We start from the raw sequence: 23,951 nt of genomic DNA on the forward strand, positions 1-23,951 counted from the left end.
GGACAGGTCCCGCGTCCCACCATTTTTTTCCTGGGACAAGGGACCTGTCCCTCCGTCCCAGCTTTGGGCAACACCATGGACCCATGGGACACTACCATCAGCCAGTGGGGCAGCGCCACGGACCTGGGCAAAGACCAAGGACACTCCTCCGCCCCGCTACTTCCCAGCTCTGTTCTTGTTGTAGATATCAAACCCTACTGCGAGTAGGAGTACGAGTCCTTTGATGGCTTGTTGCCAGTCGATGCCGACACCAATGAGTGACATACCGTTGTTCATGATTCCCATGACGAGGCCACCAACAATGGCACCGATCACAGTTCCTACGCCTCCTGCCATAGAAGCACCACCGATAAAGACGGAGGCAATGGCATCAAGCTCAAGCATGTTACCCGCTGCAGGTGTTGCAGAGTTAAGACGCGAAGCAAACATTAATCCAGCTAAGGCTGCGATCACTCCGTTGTTCACAAAGACCCAGAATACGACACGCTTTGTTTTAATACCGGACAGATCAGCTGCTTTCTGGTTACCACCTGTTGCATAAACATGACGGCCCATGACTGTATTTTTCATCACAAAGGTGTAAATCACGATGAGAACAATAACAATGATTAACACCGTTGGAATCCCTTTATTCAACGCCAATTGGTACGCAAACCAGTTAATGACTGCGACTAGCAATGCCATTTTTGTAATAGATAGCCATAACGGGCTCGTTTCAAGGCTATATGTCAATTGCTTTTTACGGTTTCTGAACTCCATATAAATCAAAACAATTGATAGAATGACAGATAAAAGAATAGTAAGTAAGTGCAAATCTCCTGAACCAATCGCAGGTAAAAAGCCCCCGCTTAGCATGCCAAATGAATCAGGAAATGGCGCAAGTGATTTCCCATCTAAGAGATACAAGGTTAGTCCTCGGAAAATTAACATACTTGCTAATGTCACAATAAAGGATGGTATCCCGACATACGCGATCCAAAAGCCTTGCCAAATTCCAATGATTGCTCCAACAACGAGTGATAGAATAATAGCCAGCCATACCGGCACATTATGATTAATCATTAAGACTCCGGCAATTGCCCCAACGATTGCAACGACGGAACCTACAGATAAGTCAATATTCCCCGTTATGATGACTAAAACCATCCCAATAGCTAGTACGAGGATAAACCCGTTTTGCAAGATTAAATTGGTTAAGTTTAGTGAGCTAAAAGATATTCCATCCGTTAAAATCCAAAACAGCCCTGCAATGAACACAAGTGCAATGATCATTCCATATTCCCGAATATTGTTGCGAAATAAATTACTTAGTGTTTGCACGTTTTGTCCCTCCTGTTCCCGTCATATAACGCATCACACTCTCCTGATTTGCCTCTTCACGCCCAAGCTCACCCGTTATACGACCTTCATTCATGACATAAATACGATCTGACAGTCCTAATACCTCAGGTAACTCCGATGAGATAACAAGGACACCCATTCCTTCAGCCGCTAATTCATGTATAAGTGAATAAATTTCAAACTTAGCCCCTACATCAATTCCTCGAGTCGGTTCATCCAAAATTAAGATATCTGGCTCAGTAAAAATCCACTTACTTAAAACAATTTTTTGCTGATTTCCACCACTTAAATTTCCTGCCAGTTGAGCCAATGTAGGAGTTTTAATATTTAAACGTTCTCGTAAAATTTGCGCTTCCCGAACTTCCTTGTTTTCATCAATCACTGTATTCGTTGAAACTCGTTTAAGATTTGATAGAGTAATATTTCGTTTGATATCATCAATTAAATTTAGGCCGTATGTTTTCCGGTCTTCTGACACATAAGCAATCCCATGCTGAATCGCTTCACTTACGGTATTTACTTGTATTTCTTCACTATTTTTATACAACAGCCCCGTAATTTTCTTCCCATACGTTTTTCCGAAAATACTCATCGCAAGCTCGGTTCTTCCAGCCCCCATTAAGCCCGCTAAGCCGACAATTTCCCCGCGACGAATATGAAAGTTCACATTGTCTATCACTTTCCGTTCACGCTGTAACGGATGATAGACATTCCAATTTTCTACTTCAAAAATTACGTCACCAATGTTCGGGATTCGTTCAGGATAACGGCTCGTCAACTCACGACCTACCATCCCTTTAATAATTCGATCCTCAGATGCCTTTTCACCCTTTGCTTCAAACGTCTCAATTGTTTGTCCATCTCGTAAAATCGTAATGTTATCTGAAATACTAGATACTTCATTTAATTTATGAGAAATCAAAATGGAGGTAATTCCTTGTTTTTTTAGTTCGAGTAAAAGCTTTAAAAGGTTTTCGCTATCTGTTTCATTCAGGGCAGCCGTTGGTTCGTCTAAGATTAAGAGTTTTACATTTTTGGAAAGTGCTTTGGCAATTTCAACGAGTTGTTGTTTCCCAACCCCGATATCCATAACAGCCGTGTTTGGTGATTCCTTTAACCCAACCCGTTCTAACAGCTTTTTTGCCTCAGAAAAGGTTTCCTGCCAGTTGATAATCTTCTTGGATTGCCTTTCGTTCCCTAAAAAAATATTTTCTGCAATTGATAAGAATGGGCTCAATGCCAACTCTTGATGAATGATAACAATCCCAATCTGTTCACTTTGTTTAATATCTTTAAAATGACATTCTTCCCCTTCAAAGTAGATGCTGCCTTCATAGGTTCCACTTGGGTAAACACCACTTAATACTTTCATCAACGTTGATTTTCCAGCACCATTCTCCCCCACTAGTGCATGTATTTCACCCTTTTTCACCTTTAAATTCACATTGTCTAGTGCTTTAACACCTGGAAATGTTTTTGTGATGTTACGCATTTCTAAAATATACTCAGACATATCCTCACCACCTCGTTAAAATCCGGAATGAAGTAATTTAGTGGTGACACAAAAATCACCACTAAATCGGGGGGTACTTATTTCACATCATCTTCACTGTAATATCCACTATCAATTAGCAATTCTTTGTAGTTGTTAATATCGACTGATACAGGTTCAACTAAGTAAGAAGGAACAACTTTTTGACCATTGTCATAGGTTTCTGTATCATTTACCTCTGCTTCTTCACCGGCTTCAATCGATTTAATCATTTTTACCACTACAGCAGCAAGATCACGTGTATCTTTGAATACCGTTTGTGTTTGTTCACCCGCAATAATCGATTTTACAGAGGCAGACTCAGCATCTTGTCCAGTTACAACCGGAAGTGGAAGGTCAGCAGAACCGTATCCTACCCCTTTTAACGCTTGAATAACCCCACGGCTAATTCCATCATATGGTGATAAAACAGCGTCAACCTTTTCCCCACCTGAGTATGCTTTACTCAAAATGTTTTCCATACGTGATTTCGCGGTGTTTCCATCCCAGCGCATCGTTGCTCCTTGTTCAAATTCTGTTTGATCACTTTGAACAACCAATTTTCCGCTATCAATATATGGTTTTAGAACGGACATCGCACCGTCCCAGAAGAAGTATGCATTGTTGTCATCTGGTGAACCACCAAATAATTCGATATTAAATGGTCCAGCCTCTTCCTTAAGATTCAGTGCTTCTTCAATATAGGAAGCCTGTAAGACACCTACTTGGAAATTATCAAATGTTGCGTAATAACTTACATTTGGTGTTTCCATAATTAATCGGTCATACGCGATGACTTGTATGTCTTCATCAGCAGCTTTTTGTAATACATTGGTTAAAGCCGTACCATCAATTGAAGCTACAACCAAGATCTTTGCACCTTTTACAATCATGTTTTCAATTTGTTCAATTTGCTTATCGACATCATCTTCTGCATATTGCAAATCTGTTTTATAACCGAGTTCTTCTAATTGCTTCACCATATTATTTCCATCATCGACCCAGCGCTGTGATGACTTTGTCGGCATTGCGACTCCAATTAACGTATCCTTTGAATCTCCCCCAGAACCCGATGATTTGTCATTTCCACTACAGGCAACTAACGCAAATACCAAACTAACGATTAGTGCTAAAAAACCTAATTTCTTCATAATTGAAACCCCTTTCATTCTTTTTATTATCTAACTGTCTATAAAATTATCATCTTTGTGGATGAAAGGGCTTTACATAAAATTAAACACTTTTTATAAATTTTTAAACTAGTCGAAATATTTGTCATTTACCCATTAAAAAAAGCACCTCTATTAAAGGTGCACGTTTTCTACATCATTCTTAAACTGCATTGGTGATATTCCCACTACTTTTTTAAAAGTGGTGCTAAAGTAATGTTGAGTGTCATAACCAACGGTTTCTGCTATATCTCGTATCGATAAATCAGTCGTTTTCAATAAATCAACGGCTTTATTAATTCGCATTTGGGTTAAAAGACCAACATAGGAAATACCAAGCTCATGCTTAATCATCCGACTTAAATAGACACTCGTAATATGTAACTCTTCCGCTACCCGTTCTAACGTGAGGGAAGAATCCTGATAATGCTGTTGAATATAGGCTAGAGCCTGTTTTACAATTGGGGACATTTTGATTTGCTGTTCCACCTGCCGTTTGCATTGATCATAGACCTTATACAAATGAACAAAATCCTGAATAAAGATATCTTCCATATGATAATAGATTGTGAGATTAAAATAGGTTTGTACGACTTCTTCTATTTTGGTGAGGAGTTCCCGATTGATCGGCTCCCATAAGCAAACATTTAGCAAATGAGATTGGTCCCAAAAGATAACACCCTTTTCCGAACCAATCATCTCTTTTACGATATTTTCGATGGCAAATAAGTACAATTGCCGATCATTTTCTTGCATAAACGTTTGATTCAAATGATAATCGGGCCATTTAATCACAAGATATTGAGTCGGATGAACAACTGGTAGGTGTAAAAACTGTAATTGTTCCGTAATCTCTTCATTCGCTAACTGGCCTGCGATCCAATCCTGAAAAAAACGTTCCTTGAGCTGGGCATGATTCCGTTTTATTTGGATGGCGGCTTGTTTGATATATTTCTTCTGGTTGATTTCCAGATCAAGTTTTTGTTTAAGGTCCATGATTAACGCTTCAAGTTTTCCTGGATTGATTGGTTTTAATAAATAATCTTCGACCTTTAACCGAAGGGCTGCTTGTGCATAACGGAAATCATCATATCCCGAGATGACAACCATTTTACAGTTTGGCAATTGCTCCTTAATCTCTTCCATTGCCTCAAGCCCATCCATAATTGGCATATTTAAATCAATTAGTAAAATATCAATCTGGTGTTCAATCGCTAATTCAACGGCTTCTTCACCATCCTCTGCTTCCCCAATGACCTCCATACTGAACTTCTCCCACTGAATGGAAGAATGGATTCCATCACGAATAATATATTCGTCATCGGCAATTAAAACCTTCCATTTATGCATGTTGCTTCCGCTCCTCTTCCCATCCAATATCTTCTTCTAAAATAGGTAACACCAGCTCGAGCGTTGTCCCAACCTTTTCCCTACTCTGAATCGTAATCCCATACTGTTCACCGAATGCAAGGACGATTCGAGCTTGAACGTTCAAAATCCCATATCCCTTTTTATGCTTCGATTCACTTTGATTTTCTGTCCTTCTAACTGCATCCTTCAGGGCTACTCGAATTTCGTGAAGCTGTGATTCTGACATTCCTGCACCATTGTCTTGGATCACAAGGTGCAATTGCCCGTCATTTTGCTTAGCAGAAACAATGATTTGACCTGGCCCCCGTCGCTCTTTTATTCCATGATAGATTGCATTTTCGACAAGTGGTTGTAGAATAAATTTGAGAACGTATAGCGAAGCGACACTTTCATCCACTTCAATCTGATACTGTAATTTTTCACGATATCTCGTTTGTTGAATCTTTAAGTAACTTTCGATATGCTCGATCTCCTTATCGAGCGGTATCCGATCTCTTCCCTTACTTAATCCAATTCGGAACAATTTTGCTAACGACTCAACGACCTCCGCTATTTCAATCGCCTTTTGCTTTCGCGCCATCCATTGAATCGTATCAAGCGTATTATAAAGAAAATGAGGGTTGATATTGGCTTGTAAACTTCTAAATTCTGCTTCCCGTTTCTGCCTTTCATGCCTCTCCGTTAAGCGCAGCAATTCATTAATTTGTTTTAGCATTTTATTAAAACTTCGTCCAAGCATTCCAATTTCATCATCTCGTTTTTCCGTATACCGAACTCCAAACTCCCCACCTTCGGCTTTACGCATAAATTTCATGAGTTGTCCAATTGGTTTAGATATGGAATTGGATAAAAAGTACGATACCGGAATCCCAAATAAGAGAATGATAAAAACAAAAACGACTAAATAAAACTGGATTTCCCTTATTTCGAGAATCGATTCCTCTGTTGGAAAGACGCCGATGGTGGTCCAGTTCGAGTATGGTGATTCTTGAAAAATAAACTGCACTTTCTGTGAACCAATCTTCTTTGAAAACGTACCTGACCTTTTTCCCTCCAACCATTCATTTGGGATCGTTTCAAGTAAAGGATCCTTTGGTTGATAAATCGGTCTACTTTGTTCATCAATCACCGTCAAATAGCCGGTTTTTCCAAGCCGCACATCAACTAACGTTTCTGCAACCGTCCTAACCTTTAAATCTATTAAAATAACCCCGATTACTTCCTGTGAAATCGGGTCTATGACGGCACGAACACCAGACACCACTTCATCATTTTTATAGCTGACCAAAGATGAAAGATGGCGATCCTTCGGTTGACCAATCATTTTAAAGATACCCTTATTTTCTACCGCCTCTTGATACCAAGACTCTTCCGTTAAGTTCTCTGTAGCTGGAGCATAAAGTTCATTACTCACATACTCCCCTGCGCTATTCACCACTAAAACCCCTGCTACTTCAGGCATTAACGTTGTAAAATTACGAAGATAGCGTTGAATCTCATATTGATTTGTTTTATATTGACCTGGCTGCTGACCATTATGATGAAAAAAGTCCTCAATTCGCTCATTATAGGAAATAAAGTAGGTAACACGTTGCATGTTGTTTATGTAGAATTCAAGTGTTTCATTCACTTTACTAATAAGCTGTAAAGTATTCTGATTGACTTGCTCTTCCACGACACGCTCAACCGTCCAATTAATTAAAAAACCCAAACAGATAATCGGGATAATACTAATAATTAAAAAATGAGAAATCAGCTTATATCGAATTGGTAAATTATTTATTTGTATGAAATTCTTCAATTCAACCAATCCATTCCTAGAGGTTTATTGTGGATAGTAGGAATTCACATTTTCCTTTGTAACGATCGTCACACCTGTATCCACGTAACGAGGTAAAGGTGCATTTTTTCGGTCTTGTTCGTGAATGCCATGCTGCAAGTGAAATAAAAATTGCAAGGACCAGTACCCCATTTCCCATGTTCCCTGTGCAATGGTGGCAGAAATCACATCGTCCTTAATCATATCGAGGGTTCCCTTATCTGTATCAAAGCTAATGATTTTAATAGAGTCTTTGAGATTATTGGAGATGATGGTTTGTCCAACTCCAACTCCTCCATTTGCTTCCGTAACGAAGATGCCTGCTACATCCGGATTCTCAGCAATCATCGTTTCAGCTACCTCTTTTGAGATCACTTGATCGCCTCTTCCATCTTTGACAGAGACAACCTCCATTTCAGGATATTCCTTGAAAATCGTTTCTTGAAAACCTTTAGTACGTTCCTGATGGTTTAACTGATTGGGGAGGGTAATCACGCCAACTTGCCCCTTTTCATCTACTAACTCTGCCATTTTGTGAGCAGCCTCTACACCTGCTTTATAATTATCCGTTCCTAGAAAAGAATACGCCTTGCTTTCTGGCGCATCTGCATCGAACATGACGACTGGAATGCCAGCCTCCACCGCTTTATCAATCACAGGATTTAAAGCTTCTGGATCCATTGTGGATATGGCAATCCCCGCTGGATTCTTAGCAATTACCTGCTCAAGGACCGTCATTTCCTCGTGTACATCATATTGCGTCGAGCCCCGGTACTCAATCGAAACATTTAACGCTTCTGCCGCATCTTCAAAACCTTTTAACGCTCGCTTCCAGTAATCAATTCCTACCATAAATGTGACCATTACATACGTTTCATCCACATCCCCGACCAGTTCATTCTCATTCCATGCACGTTTCGTCGAACTCTCCGCTTGATAGTTATATATATAAAGAACAAACAAACCAATGAGTAACAAATACACAAAAAGCAACTTTTTCAACTATGAAACCCCTTTCATAAAAAGAGTGGTTACTAGATTCAATTTCAATATATGCCTATTATAGCGTAACTCTTCCAAAAATTCTCATTATTTTAGAGAGAGATGGGATGGAGTTTGGGCGGGTGTAGCGTGGGCTTTAGTGGTCGAGGGGCTCAGGCTGGTTGTTGGTCGGTCCGAGTCGGCGTGGGTCACGGGGACATGTCCCATGTCCCACCATTTTTTTCCTGGGACGAGGGACCTGTCCCTCTGTCCCACCATGCTATCTCAGGATGTCCTCAATGGAATTTGTGATTTGGATGGCCTGTGGTTGGTAGTCGAGGGTTTTGGCCTCTACGCCTTGGCCACCAAGGTAAAATTGGATGTCCTTTTGTGTCGCTGCAAATTGATCTAGTTTCCTCAACATTTGCGCGTCTGTTTCAAATGGAATCGTTGTTGTAGCGGATAGAATTACCACATTGGGTTTTAATTTACGCACCAATGATTCAATTGCCCCTGGAGCAGGAGAAGCACCGATCAGCTGGGTTTTCCAGCCTTTCACCATAAATCGCAGGAGCACGAGATGCAGCGGAACTTCATGTTGTTCATTTGGCAGACATGCCCCGAGAACGAATGGAGCATTCTCCCGATATTGATAATTTCGTCGGATTTGGACTAAGAAATCCCTTACGACTAAACTCGAAACGGATTCCTGATATTCGTCCCATTCCCGCATCTCCCATTTTCTACCTACTTCTTTTAAAAAAGGGACTACGATATCTGTTAAAAAACGTTCAAGCCCCACATGATGATAGGCTTGTTTTAAGATGAAATTCAACTCAATCTCATCACAATGTCTTCCTTTTTCTAGTAGTTGAAAAAGATATTCATTCCACTGCTCGTAATTTGGAGTATTCGCATTCTCAGTCAATACTTCCGGCTCTTCTGCTACCTCTTTTACAAGAAAAGAGGCCTGTTTAATGGAGTGTCCCTGTTCTGAAAGTGATTTTATTTTTAATAGCGTTTTGATATCACGTTGCGTATAAATTCGATACCCGTTTTCCAATCGCTCCGGTTGTATAACCTTATACCGTTCTTCCCATTTTCGAATCACTTGTTTGGATAGCCCCGTCATATCTGCTACTTGTTGAATTGTAAATGTCCCGATTTCCTCAGATTGACTCATTCCTTACATCCCCTTACTACTAGTCCGGATACTTCATAACAACATAAGTATAACGAATACACGTTACTTGTACAACATTAGCACGAAATACATTGTACAACACCATTTGTATAATATTATTATTTTATTATTATACAAACATTTGACAACTTTAATAACACCGGTACATAATAATATAAAAGTATAAAACAAAACCATTGAAAGGGAGTGACCAGGTGTTTTTAGCGTGGCAGGAAATTAAGAAAAATAAACTTCGCTTCACCCTGATTACTGGCATATTAATGCTCGTTTCCTATCTCGTCTTCTTTCTCTCTGGACTTGCAACGGGTCTTGCGAGTCTGAATCGAGAAGCAGTCGACAAGTGGGAGGCAACAGCGATTGTTCTTACGAAAGAATCGGATAAAAGTTTATATCAATCTACCATGTCGATTGATGAACAAAGTGAATTGAATGCAAACGTAACGGCAGTCATCGGACAGCTGAACGCGATTGCCAATAACGGCGACAACAAACAGAACATTTCTCTCTTTGGGATTAAAAAAGAAGAATTCCTAATGCCGACGATTGCGGAAGGAAAGGTTTTTGAAAAAGCAAATGAGGTGATTGCGGACGAATCACTGAAAGAGGAGGGATTCAAATTAGGAGATACATTAACCCTTTCTTCTAGTGAGGAGCAGTTAACGATTGTGGGATTCACCGAGCAAGCGAGATTTAATGCAGCACCCGTCCTGTATGGCAGTCTCGAAACCTTCCATGGAGTCAAATTTGGCGAAGCAGCCGAGCAAAATGGGGATCAAATTAATGGCATTGTCGTTCGCGATGACGCGGCTTCAACCATTACTAAAAATGCGGAACTCGATGCAATTGAAATGGAGACTTTTATCGAAAGTTTACCTGGTTATACGGAACAAAAACTTACGTTAAATTTCATGATTTATTTTCTATTTGGAATTTCATCCATTATCGTAGCTATTTTCTTATATGTGTTAACTGTACAAAAAATCAACATGTTCGGGGTCATGAAGGCTCAAGGCATATCAAGCTTGTATTTATCAAAGTCCGTTGTGGCACAAACTGTCATTTTAGCCTTCCTAGGAACTGCAGTAGGCTTTGCTCTTACACTCATTTCAGGAGCCTTTTTACCATCAGCCGTTCCAGTATCGTTTGATTTAATTGAGATGACCTTTTATGGAATTATTTTAATGGTGGTTGCCACTGCTGGAGCCGTCTTCTCGGTTATGACAATTGTTCGAATTGACCCGCTGAAAGCGATAGGAGGATAAAATATGACAGTGTTGGAATTAAATCAAGTAACCAAAAGTTTTGGCAGCGGTCGTACGAAAGTAGATGCCCTGAAGGAAACGAATTTTTCTGCAAAACGAGGGGAATTAATTGCTATCATTGGTCCTTCGGGGTCAGGAAAAAGTACCTTTCTCACAATTGTTGGGGGATTGTTATCGCCAACCTCAGGCGATGTCATCATCAACGGACAAAACATCACGACTCTGAATGAAAAAGCACGCTCTGTGATTCGACTGAACGAAATCGGATTTGTCTTACAAGCTTCAAATCTCGTTCCTTTCCTCACTGTTGCTAATCAGATGAAGTTATTGGACAAAGTGAAAAAAGGGAATATGACTGGTAGCGAATCTACTCAACTATACGAACAACTGGGCATCCGAGACCTACTTAAGAAGTACCCATCCGACTTATCAGGCGGGGAACGACAGCGCGTGGCGATTGCAAAGGCACTTTACAGCAACCCATCCATTATCCTAGCGGATGAGCCAACTGCCTCCCTGGATTCGGATCGAGCCTATGAAGTTATGGAACTACTAAAAAAAGTAACCAAACAAAAAAACACAACAACCATCGTCGTCACCCATGACACGAGGCTTATATCCTACTGCGACAAAGTATACCGAATGACAGACGGCGTCCTCAACGTCTGGCAGGACTCCCGAAATTTAGAAGCCAGTTCGTACGTTTAAACCGGTTAGTCGCGGGGGTTCCTTGTCTAACTATTGGGTCACAAGACTCCTTGGCAACCATTGGGTCACGGGTTCCTTTTCTCACCTGTGGGCACAGGGCTCCTTTTCTCACCATTGGGTCACGGGGACAGGTCCCGTGTCCCACCATTTATTTCCTTTTGGGACGAGGGACCTGTCCCTCCGTCCCATTCGACAAACTTCGGGGCGTCACTGTGACCAAACCTGTCCCATCTTTTTGTTTTACTTAGGTAACCAATAGCATATAATTGATTTGTAATATTTAAAATAATTCGATAGGTGGCGATGAGGTTTGGAACAATCTTCAGTACAATCTCGTGCATCTCAGGTATTACATAATCAGGGAAAGGGTGAATTATGGCGTTGGTCGGCAACAGATTTGGCTCATGGAATTCGAACAAGACTCATATCTTCTCGTGAGGCTGTTGAGAGCTGCTTGGACAGAATCGAGGAAGTAAATCCGGTGCTTAATGCACTAGTTGAAGTACATGCAGAAGAGGCACTTGCTGCAGCCGATCAGGCAGATTTAGCTGTAAAAAAAGGAGAGCCTCTTGGAGCTCTACATGGTGTGCCTGTTTCTACAAAAGTAAATGTTGATCAAGCTGGGCATGTAACAACAGATGGTGTTGTGGCTTTTAAAGATAATCTTGCTGAAAAAGACAGTCCCCCAGTGGCAAATTTACGCAAATCAGGAGCTGTCATTGTTGGCCGCAGTAATACGCCAGCCTTTAGTTTCCGCTGGTTTACAAATAATGATTTGCACGGAAGAACCCTGAACCCTTGGGATAAAACACGTACGCCTGGTGGGTCTAGTGGAGGGGCTGCTTCTGCTGTATCATCTGGGATGATGCCAATCGGACATGGTAATGATATTGGTGGTTCAGTTCGTCATCCGGCTTATGCTTGTGGAATCACAGGAATACGGCCAACGATGGGGAGAGTTCCGGGCTGGTTTGGACCTCCGAATGGGGATCAATCGCTTTCAGGACAACTGATGTCAACTGATGGACCGCTTGCACGAAACGTTGCGGACCTTCGCCTTGCCTTACAAAGCATGAGTGAATTTGACCCACGTGACCCACTTCATGCTTCAGTCCCTTTACTTGGTGAGCCCCTTCAAAAGCCAATTCGTGTTGGGCTTTTACGTGATGTCGGTGTTGCCACTCCATCTTCAGCCGTTAATCAGGCTTTGAATGAGGCTGCAGATCAGTTAACGGAAGCGGGATATGTGGTTGAAGAAGTCAGTCTTCCTCTATTCGCCGAAGCCTATAGACTATGGTATTTATTAGTGTTAGAGGATTTTAGAACAAATATATCACTTGTGGATCAGTATGGAGACGAAGGAATGAAAAAGGCTGCATTTAATTATTTCTCTAATGCAAAGGAGTGGTGGGGAGAAAACCCTGGACTAACCGATTATATTAAGGGCTACGCACGTCGTGGAACGCTAATTGTTCAGCTACAGGAATTTTTACAAAAGTATCCACTATTGCTCATGCCAGTCTCTGCTGAACAAGCATTCGAACAGGACGAGGATATCAAAAGCGTGGAAAGCATGAGACGTGTTATGGATGCACAATGGTCCATGATGGCCATTCCAGTACTCGGATTCCCGGCCATTTCTGTTCCAACTTCTGTTGCCGATGGTCTCCCAGTAGGCGTTCAGCTTCTCGGAAGACGTTTCCGTGAAGACACATTATTTGATGCTGCGGAAGTAATTGAAGCACACGCACAAATTCAAACACCAATTAATCCGAAATAAAAAGTGGGTCACGGGGACAGGTCCCGTGTCCCACCATATTTCTCCTTCTGGGACGAGGGACCTGTCCCTCTGTCCCACTAACTTACTACCGTTTTCTCGTCTTTTATTATTAGCAAATGATCCACGGCTGCCTTCTCAATTTCTATGCCTTTTTTATAGCGCTCAATAAATACTTCAAACCCTTTTACGTCTTCAGAATCAGGATCAATTTCGTCCCCAACCACATCGTTAAAGACTGTTCTGTCGAGGAAGTCTTCTAAACTTTCATTCTTGTTTTCATTCAACATATAAGAAGCAAGAATGGCCATTCCCCACGCACCGCCTTCTCCAGCTGTTGCCATGACAGAAACAGGTGTATTCATTGCGGCTGCCATCATTCTTTGTCCCACTACTGGTGTTTTAAATAATCCACCATGGGCTAGAATGCTATCTATTGCAACATTTTCTTGCTTAGTCAGAATATCCATTCCAATTTTTAATGCACCAAACGCTGAAAATAGATGAGTCCGCATGAAGTTTGCTAGATTGAAGTTACTCTCAGGTGAACGTACAAACAATGGTCTTCCGTGTTCTAATCCGGTGATAAATTCGCCTGAAAAATAACCATAGCTTAGCAATCCGCCACCATCTGGGTCCGCTTCTAAAGCTTTGTTGAACATGACACTGAATAACTGATTGGTATCCACTTTATACCCCATCGCTTCCGAGAATTCACGGAACAATCCAATCCAGGCGTTAATATCACTTGAACAGTTATTCGCATGAACCATTGCTACAGGACTTCCGTTCGGCGTCGTAACCATGTCAATTTCCGGATATACTTTTGAAAGTTCTTTTTCTAGTACAATCATGGCAAAAACAGAAGTTCCGACTGAGACATTTCCTGTACGTTTCCTTACGCTATTTGTCGCAACCATCCCCGTTCCTGCATCACCTTCTGGTGGACAAATAGGAATACCAGGTTGTAAATCTTGTGATGGATCTAGAATTCCGACCCCAACATCTGTTAATTTCCCTGCATATTCACCAGAGATATATACTGGAGGAAGAATGTCTCTAAGCTTCCAAGGATAATTTTTCGCCGCAACAAGTTCATCAAACTGTTTTACCATTACTTCATTATAATTTTTTGTTGAGTCATTAATTGGGAACATACCAGAAGCATCCCCAATTCCAATGGCTTTGTTGCCAGTTAGTAACCAATGAATGTAACCAGATAATGTTGTAATGTACTCAAGTTGTGGAACATGTTCCTCTTCATTTAAAATCGCTTGGTATAGATGAGCGATACTCCATCTTTCTGGAATATTATATTGAAAAAGATCTGTTAATTCTTTTGCTGCTCGACCAGCATTTGTATTCCGCCACGTCCGAAAAGGAACGAGTAGCTCCCCCGCCTTGTCAAACGCCATATATCCGTGCATCATGGCAGAAAATCCAATAGATCCAATTGTTTGAATCGTGATTCCAAATTTACGTTCTACTTCACTTTTCATTTCACGGTAAGCTGCTTGTAGACCAGTCTTTATTTCCTCTAGGTCGTATGTCCAAAAACCGTTTTCTAGACGGTTTTCCCAATCATAACCTCCGGTTGCAATTGTTTCAAAATGTCTATCAATTAGAACCGCTTTGATTCGTGTCGATCCTAACTCGATCCCAAGAGAAGTGTCTCCATTTATAATTGCCTTCTTAATATCTTCTATATTCGCCTTCACGTTACGACCCCCTCTAGTAGTTGGCGCGGGACAAGGGGACAGGTCCCCTGTCCCACCATATTTTTCCTGGGACAAGGGACCTGTCCCTCTGTCCCATTTAGCTATTTACCTTCTTTTGTTGACCGTAATATGCGTTTTTGCCATGTTTTCGTAGAAAGTGTTTATCTAGTAAGTGTTGGTCAATTGATTCTAATTCTGGTGATAGACTTTGAGTATAGTAAGCAAATTTTGCAACTTCCTCCATGACAACTGCATTTTCTACAGCTTTCATTGGATCTTTCCCCCAGTTAAAAGGACCGTGGTTATTCACAATCACACCTGGAATAGAAGATGGATCGATATCTTTAAATGTTTCTACAATTACTTCACCAGTATTTTGCTCATAATCATTGTCAATTTCAAACGGAGTCATGTGTCGAGTACAAGGAATGTCTCCATAAAAGTAATCAGCATGTGTTGTTCCATATGCAGGAATCGCTCTTCCTGATTGCGCCCATTTTGTACACCATGGTGAGTGGGTATGTACCACCCCTCCTATTTCTGGAAATGCCTTGTATAAGACTAAGTGTGTTGCAGTGTCTGACGATGGATTGAGTTTACCTTCAATGATGTTTCCTTCCAAGTCGAGTACCGGTAAATCTTCAGCTTTCAAATCCTCATAAGCTACTCCACTTGGTTTAATAACAACAAGGCCCTTTTCGCGGTCAATGCCACTTACATTGCCCCAAGTGAATATGACTAAGTTCCTTTTTGGCAGCTCTAGATTCGCTTCTAATACTTTCTGCTTTAATTCTTCTAACACAATTACCACTCCGTTCTATAAAGAAAACTCGGCAAAAGCCGAGCCTTATTTTTTCTGATTTACCCTTAAAGAAAAGGGCGGACTCCTTTTAGCGAATCTTGCGTGTTGTTTAGCTTTGTATAGCCTACTCTGACACGTTTTATTCCGCTGAAGTCACCGCCCTTACCCACATCAACAATCTCTCATTTATCTAATCTTTACACCCTGATTAAGGTTTTAATAATACTTTAATCGCTTCTGGATTATGTGCCATATCCATAGCTTCAACAAAGTCTTCTACTTTGTAGCTATGTGTTACAATTCCTTCAGCTGTTAATAAGCCACGTTCGAATAGGTCGATTGCAATTGGGTATGTGTATGGTCCTAAGTGTGACCCTCTAATATCCAATTCTTTTCTGTCCCCGATAACGCTCCAGTCAGTCGTTACTTCTGAACCAAATACGCTAAACTCAATAAATCTTCCAAGTCTTCTAACCATTTCTAGGCCTTGTGTAACACCGCTTGGATGACCAGTTGCTTCAATATATACATCACAACCATAACCGTCTGTTAAATCTTTAACGATTTTAATTGCATCCTCTTTTAATGGATTAATGACAAGGTCAGCACCTAATTTTTTCGCAACAGCTAGGCGGTTTTCATTACCATCAAGTACGATTAATTTCTTAGGCGTTTTTAATTTAATGAGTTGAAGCATACATAAACCAAGAGTTCCAGCACCTGCTAGTACAACTACATCTTCAAACTCGATTGTTGCTCTTTGAATTGTATGAACGGCACAAGCCATTGGCTCAACTAATGCAGCTTCTTCAGGAGTAACTCCATCAGTAATTTTATAAATAGTTGCTGTGTCGCTGAATTTCATATATTCAGCCCATGCTCCTTCAGCAATGTCTTTTTGGAAGCCATAAATGTTGTGAACATCACACATCCAGTACTTACCTGTTTTACAGAACTTACATTTTCCACATGGATTAATTTGGTCAGTTGTTACGCGATCGCCAACCGCCAGTCCGTGTTTTTCTGCAGCACCTACTCCTAATTCAGCAACAATTCCATAGAATTCATGTCCTGGAATAACTGGTGCTTTCATCCAAGGGTCTTCTCCACCCCAATACATTGCAGAACCATGATATGCCTTTAAGTCACTACCACAAATACCACAAGCTTCAACTTTGATGATAACTTCCCCTGGTCCAGCCTTTGGAACTGCAACTTCCTCAACTCGATAATCCTCTGGACCATGTGCTACTACAGCTTTCATTGTTTCTGGTAATACTGACATTGTTCTACATCTCCCTGTATGTTTAGAATTTTAATAGAATAATAAAAACTTACATATTGTTAACGTCAATGCATGTTATTCTAGTATATTAGTCTTTTTGACGAGTACTACTATAGTAGATAGCACCAACGATAATCACACCTTTAAGTACACGTTGTACATATGGAGATACACCCATTAGGTTTAAACCATTACTTAAAACACCTAATAATAGAGCACCTAGTAATGTTCCAAAAATATGTCCACGGCCACCCGCGATGCTTGTTCCACCTAATACAACTGCTGCGATGGCGTCTAACTCATAGCCTTCCCCAGCCATTGGTTGTCCGGAAGAAAGTCTTGAAGTCATGATCATTCCACTAATAGCAGCTGTCACACCACTGAATAGATAGACAAACGTTTTGATACGTTTTACTTTTACCCCAGATAATCTTACTGCTTCCTCATTACCACCTAGTGCATAGATATAACGACCAATTGGTAAATGGTTCAAGATAATATAAGCTGCGATAAAAACGAGAATCATAATAACTGCAGGCATTGGAATAACTCCAAATAGATAGCCTCTACCGATAAACGCATATGACGACGGTAGACCTGAAAGTGGGTATCCACCTGTGTATAGAAGGGCTAAACCGCGAGCCGCCTCCATCATTGCTAATGTAACGATAATTGCTGGTATTTTTGCATATGCTGTAAACAAACCATTGATATAACCTAGTGCAGCACCTAAAACAATCCCAATTAATACGGCTACAATTGGAGGTAATCCAGTATTAATCATCATACCTGCAATAATGGTCCCCGTAAGTGCCATTACAGATCCAACGGATAAATCAATACCGCCTGTTAAGATAACAAATGTCATCCCGACAGCAAGGATCCCGTTTATTGAAACTTGTCGGACTATATTTGAAACATTATCTGCCGTTAAAAAACTGTCTGCTGCAATGGAAAAGAATATACATAACACTAAAAATCCAATCAGCGTTAGCATCTCTGGGTACTTAAATATTTCCTTAGCACTAAACCCTTTTTTCTTGTAATCTAATTCACTCATCCTTCAGCACCACCCGTTGCGTAATACATTACTTTTTCTGAAGTTGCTTCACTTCCAGGAAGTTCTCCCTTTATTTTCCCCTTATGCATAACAAGAACTCGGTCACTCATCCCTAAAATCTCAGGTAATTCTGAGGAAATCATAATGATAGATAGTCCTTCATCTGCTAATTTTCTCATTAGTTTGTAGATTTCTTCCTTAGCCCCAATATCGATTCCACGGGTAGGTTCATCGAAGATTAATACTTTACAATCGGTATTCAGCCATTTTGCTAAAACAACCTTTTGTTGATTTCCCCCACTCAGGTTTTTCACTAACTGTGAGCTGCTAGGTGTCTTGATCAATAAGTCCTGAATGGATTGCTCCACAATTTCGTTTTCTTTCTTCTTATTAATAATTCGTACGAAGTTGGTCAAATCTCTTAAAATTGGAATACTAATATTGTTTTTAATAGATTGGCTAAGTACGAGACCTTGCGTTTTTCGACTCTCTGGAATTAATGCGATGCCATGTGCTAGTGCATCTGTTGGATTCTTGATTGACACTTTTTGACCGTTGATATACACATCTTTTTCTTGTGCATCATCAGCGCCAATAAGTGCTCTTACAACTTCTGTTCGTCCTGAACCAACAAGACCTGCGATTCCAATGATTTCTCCCTTTTTCAGGTTGAATCGAATATCATGAATCATTTTATTTTGCATTTTCTTAACTTCTAAAAATACTTCCTCATTTCCTGTTTTCACTGGTTTATCAGGAAACGCATTGACAATCTCACGACCTACCATCATCTTGACAATGTCTTGTTTGGTTGAATCCTTCACTTCACGGGTTCCTACAAACTCACCATCCCGTAAACAGGTAAAGCGGTCGCACATTTTTAGAATTTCCTCTAAGTGGTGCGATATATATATAATGGTTACACCATCAGCTTTCAATTTAGCGATTAATTCAAATAACTTATCAATTTCTTTTCCTGTTAAACTAGCGGTTGGTTCGTCAAAGATTAAAACCTTCGTATCAATTGCAATTGCTTTTGCAATTTCGATAAATTGTTGATTTGCCACACTTAAATGTGCAACAGGTTTATTGATATCAATATCTGCATCGAGTCTTTGTAATACTTCCCTTGCTTCCTTACGCATTTGTTTTCTGTTTAATAACCCATTTGCTTGCCTTTTTTCACGACCTAAGAAAATATTATCCACACCACTTAAATAAGGAATTAAACTGAATTCTTGGTGAATAATACTAACTCCTAACTGTTGTGCTTGCTTTGGATCTTTGAAAGATACTTCATTTCCATCTAAACGAATTGTTCCTGCAGTAGGTGTATAAACGCCAGATAGAATCTTCATTAATGTTGATTTTCCTGCACCATTTTCACCAACTAATGCATGAACTTCACCACGTCTGATGTTAAAACTAACTCCATTTAAAGCTTTTACCCCAGGAAATTCCTTCGTTATATTCTCAATCTCTAGAATGTTTTCCATAGCAATCACCTTCCTTCTCACCCATATTTAGGAGAGGCGCTATGCAAATTTGCAAAAGCGCCATATTTTGTTGATTACCAGCTAAAGTCTGCTGCGTTTTCTTTTGTTTGTAATTGTACATCAATTGGAACTTCAGTAGGTACTACCTCTGCACCCCACAGTTTAGCTAATGCCATACCAAGACCAATTCTTACTTGGTCACGTGGGAATTGAGCAGTAGTTGCCTTGAATGGTCCGCCTGCTGTGATTGCTTCAATTGCTTCTGGGTGTCCGTCAACACTATAAATTGATACATCTTTACCAGATGCCTCAATTGCACCTAGAGTACCTAATGCACCTTCATCGTTAACACTGAAGATTGCATTTAGATCTTTATTTGCTTGTAGCATGTTTTCTGTAACCTTCATTGCTTCTGCTCTATCTTGTTTACCATTTTGTTTGTCAACAATTTCAATTCCTGGAGCCTCTTTAACAGCATCTTCGAAACCACGTACACGCTCTAGGATAGGTACAACTGGAATACCATCAAGAATTGCAACTTTACCTTTTCCACCTAAATCTTCTACCATTTGCTTACCAGCTAAATACCCAGCATCATAGTTTCTTGAACCTACGAAAGAGTCGATAGGACCTTTAGCTTGAGCATCAATAGCAACAACAATAATTCCTGCTTTTTTCGCAGCTTCTACTGCACCTTCAACACCGTCACTGTCAGTTGGGTTGATTAATAAAATATCAATATCCTTTTGGATCATGTCATCAATATCATTGATTTGCTTTGTTACGTCATGTTGAGCGTCAGCAATAAATGTTTCCGCACCAATCTGTTTAGCTGCGTCTTCAAATGCTTCTTTCATTGAAATGAAGTAAGGATTGTTCATTTCCTGGAAGGACATACCGATTTTAATATCTCCTTTTTTTGCTTCTCCGCCTCCATCACCTTCGCCACCAGCGCTGCCTTGACTTGAGCAACCCGCTGCGATGAATAGAAGTAAAACGAGTGAAAGTACAACGAACTTTTTCAGATGTTTCATTGGTTAGTTCCCCCTATTTTTTAGTAGAAATTCATTAAAAATTATATTGTAAACAGAATGAAGATAAAGCGGTTACATCTTTCTAAAGTCAATCTAGTTAACTAGTCATACACCAGAGATCAAGTAACGATTTACCATCTTTATTTCATCCCCATCACAACCACTTGGTTGAATCGGCTAGTTCTTGACACATCACCCCTTTCAATAGATTGAACACGTTTGCATTATTTGTAAAAAAACAAAAGGGTGCCTTAAACACGCAATACTTTTTACACTCTACAAAAAGAGAGAATAAAAGATTACGTATATAAGGCACCCATAGCCATCATAAATTTTACACCAGCCATAAGTATAAAATTTACATTATATTAAGTTTATTGAAAACGGTTGTAATTCGCTATACCACACATGAGTATAGTTATCAATTAATTTATACTTTTGTAATGTCTTTGTAATTATATTTATAGTATATTGTGACGATATCTAATAGTCAAGTAATATTTTAAACTAACAATTTTACCCATTTGAACGAAATAAGGAATCTGCTTCAATAAGCTCTTTGGCAATCGTAACTAACTTTTTATTCTTATCCCGACTCATTTTCTGTAATCGTTTCATCGCTTCTGGTTCCTTCAAGTTCATCCGGTCCATGATAATCCCTTTTGCTTTTTCAATGTGTTTTCGTGCTTCTAATGCATTTTTCGTACTTTGTAACTCATCCTGTAATTTCTTAAACTCCTCGAATTTGGCCTGGCTAATATTGATCGCAATTTTTAGTTCTTCTATATCAATAGGTTTTAGTAAATAATAGAGTACACCCTCTTCAGTTGCTCTATTAATTAATTGTTCATCATGATAACCGCTTACAATGATACTCGGAATAAAAAGGGTTTCATTAATCTTCCTAATGGCGTCAATTCCATCCAGGTTAGGCATGTTAATGTCCATAATGACGAGATCAGGCTTTTTTTTCAATGCAAGTTCAACTGCATTTTCTCCATCTGTAGCAACGCCAACCACTTCATGGCCAAGCCTTTCTACATAGGATTTCGTAGCCATTAATACTAGAAATTCATCCTCGGCAATTAAAATTCGTAAGGACTGAGACATGGTAATCACCACCCTATTTATTGTTACATCTTCAAAGAAGACATCTAATTAAAAGGTCCATTTCTTCTACCTAAATTATATAGAAGTTTATCTTAAAATGAAAGCGAAAACAGTCAAAATTTGTCTGATATTATAAAAATTCGTAAGATTACTAGTTGAAGTTGATAGTCTGATTTGTCGTTATCTTGAAAATGATTTATCATCTTAGAGAGGCAGTCGAACTATTTTGAAATAACATTAACTTCGTTTATATAAAAATCACAAGTTTTCTTTCGATTGGGGGTATTCGCTTGAATGAGTTTATGTTGGAGTGTACTAATATTACGTTTACAAGTCCAGATGGAGATATCAATAATCTTAACTTTAATCTGAAATATTCTGAAATACATGCATTTATTATAAAGAATAGCTCTGAACAAAAGGTATTCATACAGGCATTAAAAGATTTATTTGAGAACCCTAGTTCGATAGGTGAAGTTAAATTCAAGAACAAAGTGTTAAAGAATCGTAAGCATGTTAAAAATAGAATTGAAATTTTACAACAAAAACCTTTGTTGATAAATAACTTTTCTATCGCTGAAAATCTCAATTTGCTATCTATACCAACACGGAGATTTTCCCCTTTTGTAGATTGGAAAAAGGTGAATAAAAATGCAGAAAAAGTTTTAACTCAGCTTGATTTTCAATTTGATTATAAAAGGAAGGTAAAAAATCTCACAGATGAAGAAAGAAGAATCGTTTATATTGCAAGAGGCTTTATGCAAAGCCCTGAAGTTATCATACTTCAAGAACCAATGGAAGGACTTTCTGATATAAATGCTTCAAAATTATATAACATCATGAAACAATTTAAAGATACTGGCGGTAGCATCCTCTATATAACCAAACAATGGGAGGACGCTTTAAAACTTGCAGATCGAATCACAATCATTTCCAATGGGAATCTTACTGCTGAAATGACAGCTGATGAAGCAAAAGCTGACCCTCAAAAATTACTTAAGAAAATTGAGAATTACAATTTTAACGATAATGATGAGTATAAAGACGAAGAAACGCAAACAGTTCTTGACGCTGTCTTTAAGGCAGCTGAATTCTTGACGTCTGAATATGAGTTGAAAGATGTTTTGTTACTTTTAGCGAAAGAAGTTACAAGAGTGATGAACGCTGACAGTAGTTCGATTAAATTAATCGATGAGTTCACATGGAGTATTATTGATGATTTTGAATATAAAAACAAACAAACAGTAAGCGCTCAATTAACGAATGAGGCCATTTTAAGAATCGCGAAGGGAAACGATATCTATTACGCAAATAAAAATGATACCGTATTTCCCTCTTTGTTTGTAAAAGTTGAAAATGTGAAAACGATTATCTGTATCCCTGTATTGATTCGTTCCCAGGTAACAGGAATTATTCAGGTTTCATATGAAAATCTGTATGCTCATTCAAAAGAGGAGACGAAATTTTTATCAGCGCTAGCTCGGCATGCGGCAATTGCAATTGAGGATACAAGATTAATGGGAAGATCGGCTCTTCTCCAAGAAAGCCACCATCGAATCAAGAACAATCTTCAATCCATCGTTGGACTTATTTCATTGCAGAAAATGTTTGTGCAAAACAACCCAGAGCAATCTGTTGATGAAATACTTGATAGCATCATTTTACGCATCAAAAGTATTGCCTCTGTCCATAACCTCCTTTCAAAGGATAAACTAGGCAGAAGTATCATTAACGTGAAACTCATTATCGAGTCAATCATTAGCATTATCAATAACAATCCGAAAGTAACAATTGAACTAGACCTTGATGATATTTTCATTCCTTATAACAAGGCTACATCGATTGCACTTGTCATTAACGAACTAGTCATTAACTGCTTTAAGCATGCTTTTGCTGATAATGATATCGGAAATATTGTGATAAAATGCAAAAGGCTTGAAAACACAATCTATTTATCCGTAGAAGACAATGGTCGTGGTTTTCCAGAGAATTTTGACATATCTAAGTCAAGTTCCTTAGGATTATCCATCATCCAAGGAATTATCACTAGCGAATTCCAAGGTCAAATGGATTTTGATAGTAAAGAAGGAAATACACTCGTTGAAATCAAACTGCCAACAGAGCGTATATTTTTACATCAATAGGTGGGAGAAAATCTGTTGTCCCACTGGCTGGGTACTGTGGGTCGTGGTGGGTATCCTCAGTTTGGGCGCTGTGGGCTGGGTCGCGGGGTTGGTACGCAGGGCTTGGTTCAAGTCTATTGTTTTGGGTCACGGGGACAGG

The 23,951-nt window shown here is 39.5% G+C and carries 18 protein-coding genes; 4 read left to right on the top strand and 14 right to left on the bottom strand.

The features are described 5' to 3' along the window. Positions 1 to 156: 156 nt before the first annotated feature. The 7 genes from mmsB to ACFSFW_RS15470 all read right to left on the bottom strand — a co-directional run bounded on the left by mmsB (position 157) and on the right by ACFSFW_RS15470 (position 9,395). Positions 157 to 1,320, bottom strand: a complete 1,164-nt coding sequence (mmsB, locus tag ACFSFW_RS15440) for a multiple monosaccharide ABC transporter permease (RefSeq protein WP_388039559.1) — start codon at positions 1,318 to 1,320, stop codon at positions 157 to 159. Then, on the bottom strand, positions 1,304 to 2,854 hold the full coding sequence (gene mmsA, locus ACFSFW_RS15445; RefSeq protein WP_388039561.1) for a multiple monosaccharide ABC transporter ATP-binding protein: 1,551 nt from the start codon (positions 2,852 to 2,854) through the stop codon (positions 1,304 to 1,306). The genes mmsB and mmsA overlap by 17 nt, the downstream gene beginning before the upstream one ends. A gap of 77 nt (positions 2,855 to 2,931) precedes the next feature. Next, positions 2,932 to 4,023, bottom strand: coding sequence for a multiple monosaccharide ABC transporter substrate-binding protein (chvE, locus tag ACFSFW_RS15450; RefSeq protein ID WP_388039563.1), 1,092 nt, complete (start codon positions 4,021 to 4,023; stop codon positions 2,932 to 2,934). A gap of 153 nt (positions 4,024 to 4,176) precedes the next feature. Then, positions 4,177 to 5,391 (bottom strand): response regulator transcription factor, encoded by a 1,215-nt coding sequence (locus ACFSFW_RS15455; protein ID WP_388039565.1) that lies wholly within the window; start codon positions 5,389 to 5,391, stop codon positions 4,177 to 4,179. Then, positions 5,384 to 7,213 carry a cache domain-containing sensor histidine kinase gene (locus ACFSFW_RS15460; RefSeq protein WP_388039566.1) on the bottom strand — a complete coding sequence of 610 codons (1,830 nt, stop codon included), beginning with the start codon at positions 7,211 to 7,213 and terminating at the stop codon, positions 5,384 to 5,386. The genes ACFSFW_RS15455 and ACFSFW_RS15460 overlap by 8 nt, the downstream gene beginning before the upstream one ends. Before the next feature lie 24 nt (positions 7,214 to 7,237). After that, on the bottom strand, positions 7,238 to 8,233 hold the full coding sequence (locus tag ACFSFW_RS15465) for a substrate-binding domain-containing protein (protein WP_388039568.1): 996 nt from the start codon (positions 8,231 to 8,233) through the stop codon (positions 7,238 to 7,240). A gap of 259 nt (positions 8,234 to 8,492) precedes the next feature. Then, complete coding sequence (locus ACFSFW_RS15470; RefSeq protein ID WP_388039569.1) at positions 8,493 to 9,395, bottom strand: MerR family transcriptional regulator; 903 nt, start codon at positions 9,393 to 9,395, stop codon at positions 8,493 to 8,495. Positions 9,396 to 9,610: 215 nt separating this feature from the next. Between ACFSFW_RS15470 and ACFSFW_RS15475 the strand changes: the two genes are divergently transcribed. The 3 genes from ACFSFW_RS15475 to ACFSFW_RS15485 all read left to right on the top strand — a co-directional run bounded on the left by ACFSFW_RS15475 (position 9,611) and on the right by ACFSFW_RS15485 (position 13,166). After that, positions 9,611 to 10,678: an ABC transporter permease gene (locus ACFSFW_RS15475; protein ID WP_388039571.1), complete on the top strand. Its 1,068-nt coding sequence runs from the start codon at positions 9,611 to 9,613 to the stop codon at positions 10,676 to 10,678. Positions 10,679 to 10,681: 3 nt separating this feature from the next. Continuing rightward, entirely contained in the window at positions 10,682 to 11,386 is a 705-nt protein-coding gene (locus tag ACFSFW_RS15480; RefSeq protein WP_388039573.1) for an ABC transporter ATP-binding protein, read from the top strand. A gap of 310 nt (positions 11,387 to 11,696) precedes the next feature. Then, the gene (locus tag ACFSFW_RS15485; RefSeq protein ID WP_388039575.1) at positions 11,697 to 13,166 is read left to right on the top strand and encodes an amidase family protein; all 1,470 of its coding nucleotides are present in this window, start codon (positions 11,697 to 11,699) and stop codon (positions 13,164 to 13,166) included. 77 nt (positions 13,167 to 13,243) lie between these two features. Here the strand turns inward: ACFSFW_RS15485 and ACFSFW_RS15490 are convergent, their stop codons facing one another. The 7 genes from ACFSFW_RS15490 to ACFSFW_RS15520 all read right to left on the bottom strand — a co-directional run bounded on the left by ACFSFW_RS15490 (position 13,244) and on the right by ACFSFW_RS15520 (position 21,668). Continuing rightward, complete coding sequence (locus tag ACFSFW_RS15490; protein WP_388039576.1) at positions 13,244 to 14,881, bottom strand: xylulokinase; 1,638 nt, start codon at positions 14,879 to 14,881, stop codon at positions 13,244 to 13,246. A gap of 97 nt (positions 14,882 to 14,978) precedes the next feature. Further along, positions 14,979 to 15,683, bottom strand: coding sequence for an L-ribulose-5-phosphate 4-epimerase (araD, locus tag ACFSFW_RS15495; RefSeq protein ID WP_388039578.1), 705 nt, complete (start codon positions 15,681 to 15,683; stop codon positions 14,979 to 14,981). Positions 15,684 to 15,891: 208 nt separating this feature from the next. Continuing rightward, positions 15,892 to 16,968 (bottom strand): alcohol dehydrogenase catalytic domain-containing protein, encoded by a 1,077-nt coding sequence (locus ACFSFW_RS15500; RefSeq protein WP_309098482.1) that lies wholly within the window; start codon positions 16,966 to 16,968, stop codon positions 15,892 to 15,894. Positions 16,969 to 17,056: 88 nt separating this feature from the next. After that, the gene (locus tag ACFSFW_RS15505) at positions 17,057 to 18,028 is read right to left on the bottom strand and encodes an ABC transporter permease (protein ID WP_388039580.1); all 972 of its coding nucleotides are present in this window, start codon (positions 18,026 to 18,028) and stop codon (positions 17,057 to 17,059) included. Next, on the bottom strand, positions 18,025 to 19,524 hold the full coding sequence (locus tag ACFSFW_RS15510) for a sugar ABC transporter ATP-binding protein (protein WP_388039582.1): 1,500 nt from the start codon (positions 19,522 to 19,524) through the stop codon (positions 18,025 to 18,027). Before ACFSFW_RS15510 ends, ACFSFW_RS15505 begins: the two co-directional genes overlap by 4 nt. 74 nt (positions 19,525 to 19,598) lie before the next feature. Then, positions 19,599 to 20,558, bottom strand: coding sequence for an ABC transporter substrate-binding protein (locus ACFSFW_RS15515; protein ID WP_388039583.1), 960 nt, complete (start codon positions 20,556 to 20,558; stop codon positions 19,599 to 19,601). A gap of 516 nt (positions 20,559 to 21,074) precedes the next feature. Continuing rightward, on the bottom strand, positions 21,075 to 21,668 hold the full coding sequence (locus ACFSFW_RS15520; RefSeq protein ID WP_388039585.1) for an ANTAR domain-containing response regulator: 594 nt from the start codon (positions 21,666 to 21,668) through the stop codon (positions 21,075 to 21,077). A 290-nt stretch (positions 21,669 to 21,958) separates the two neighbouring features. Here ACFSFW_RS15520 and ACFSFW_RS15525 point away from each other — a divergent pair, with 290 nt between their 5' ends. Next, a complete protein-coding gene (locus tag ACFSFW_RS15525; RefSeq protein WP_388039587.1) occupies positions 21,959 to 23,812 on the top strand; it encodes a histidine kinase dimerization/phosphoacceptor domain -containing protein in 1,854 nt (617 codons plus the stop codon). The last annotated feature ends 139 nt before the right edge of the window (positions 23,813 to 23,951 follow it).

Origin of the sequence: Ferdinandcohnia salidurans (genome assembly GCF_042680725.1) — a bacterium.
Taxonomy (GTDB): Bacteria; Bacillota; Bacilli; order Bacillales; family Bacillaceae_L; genus Ferdinandcohnia; species Ferdinandcohnia salidurans.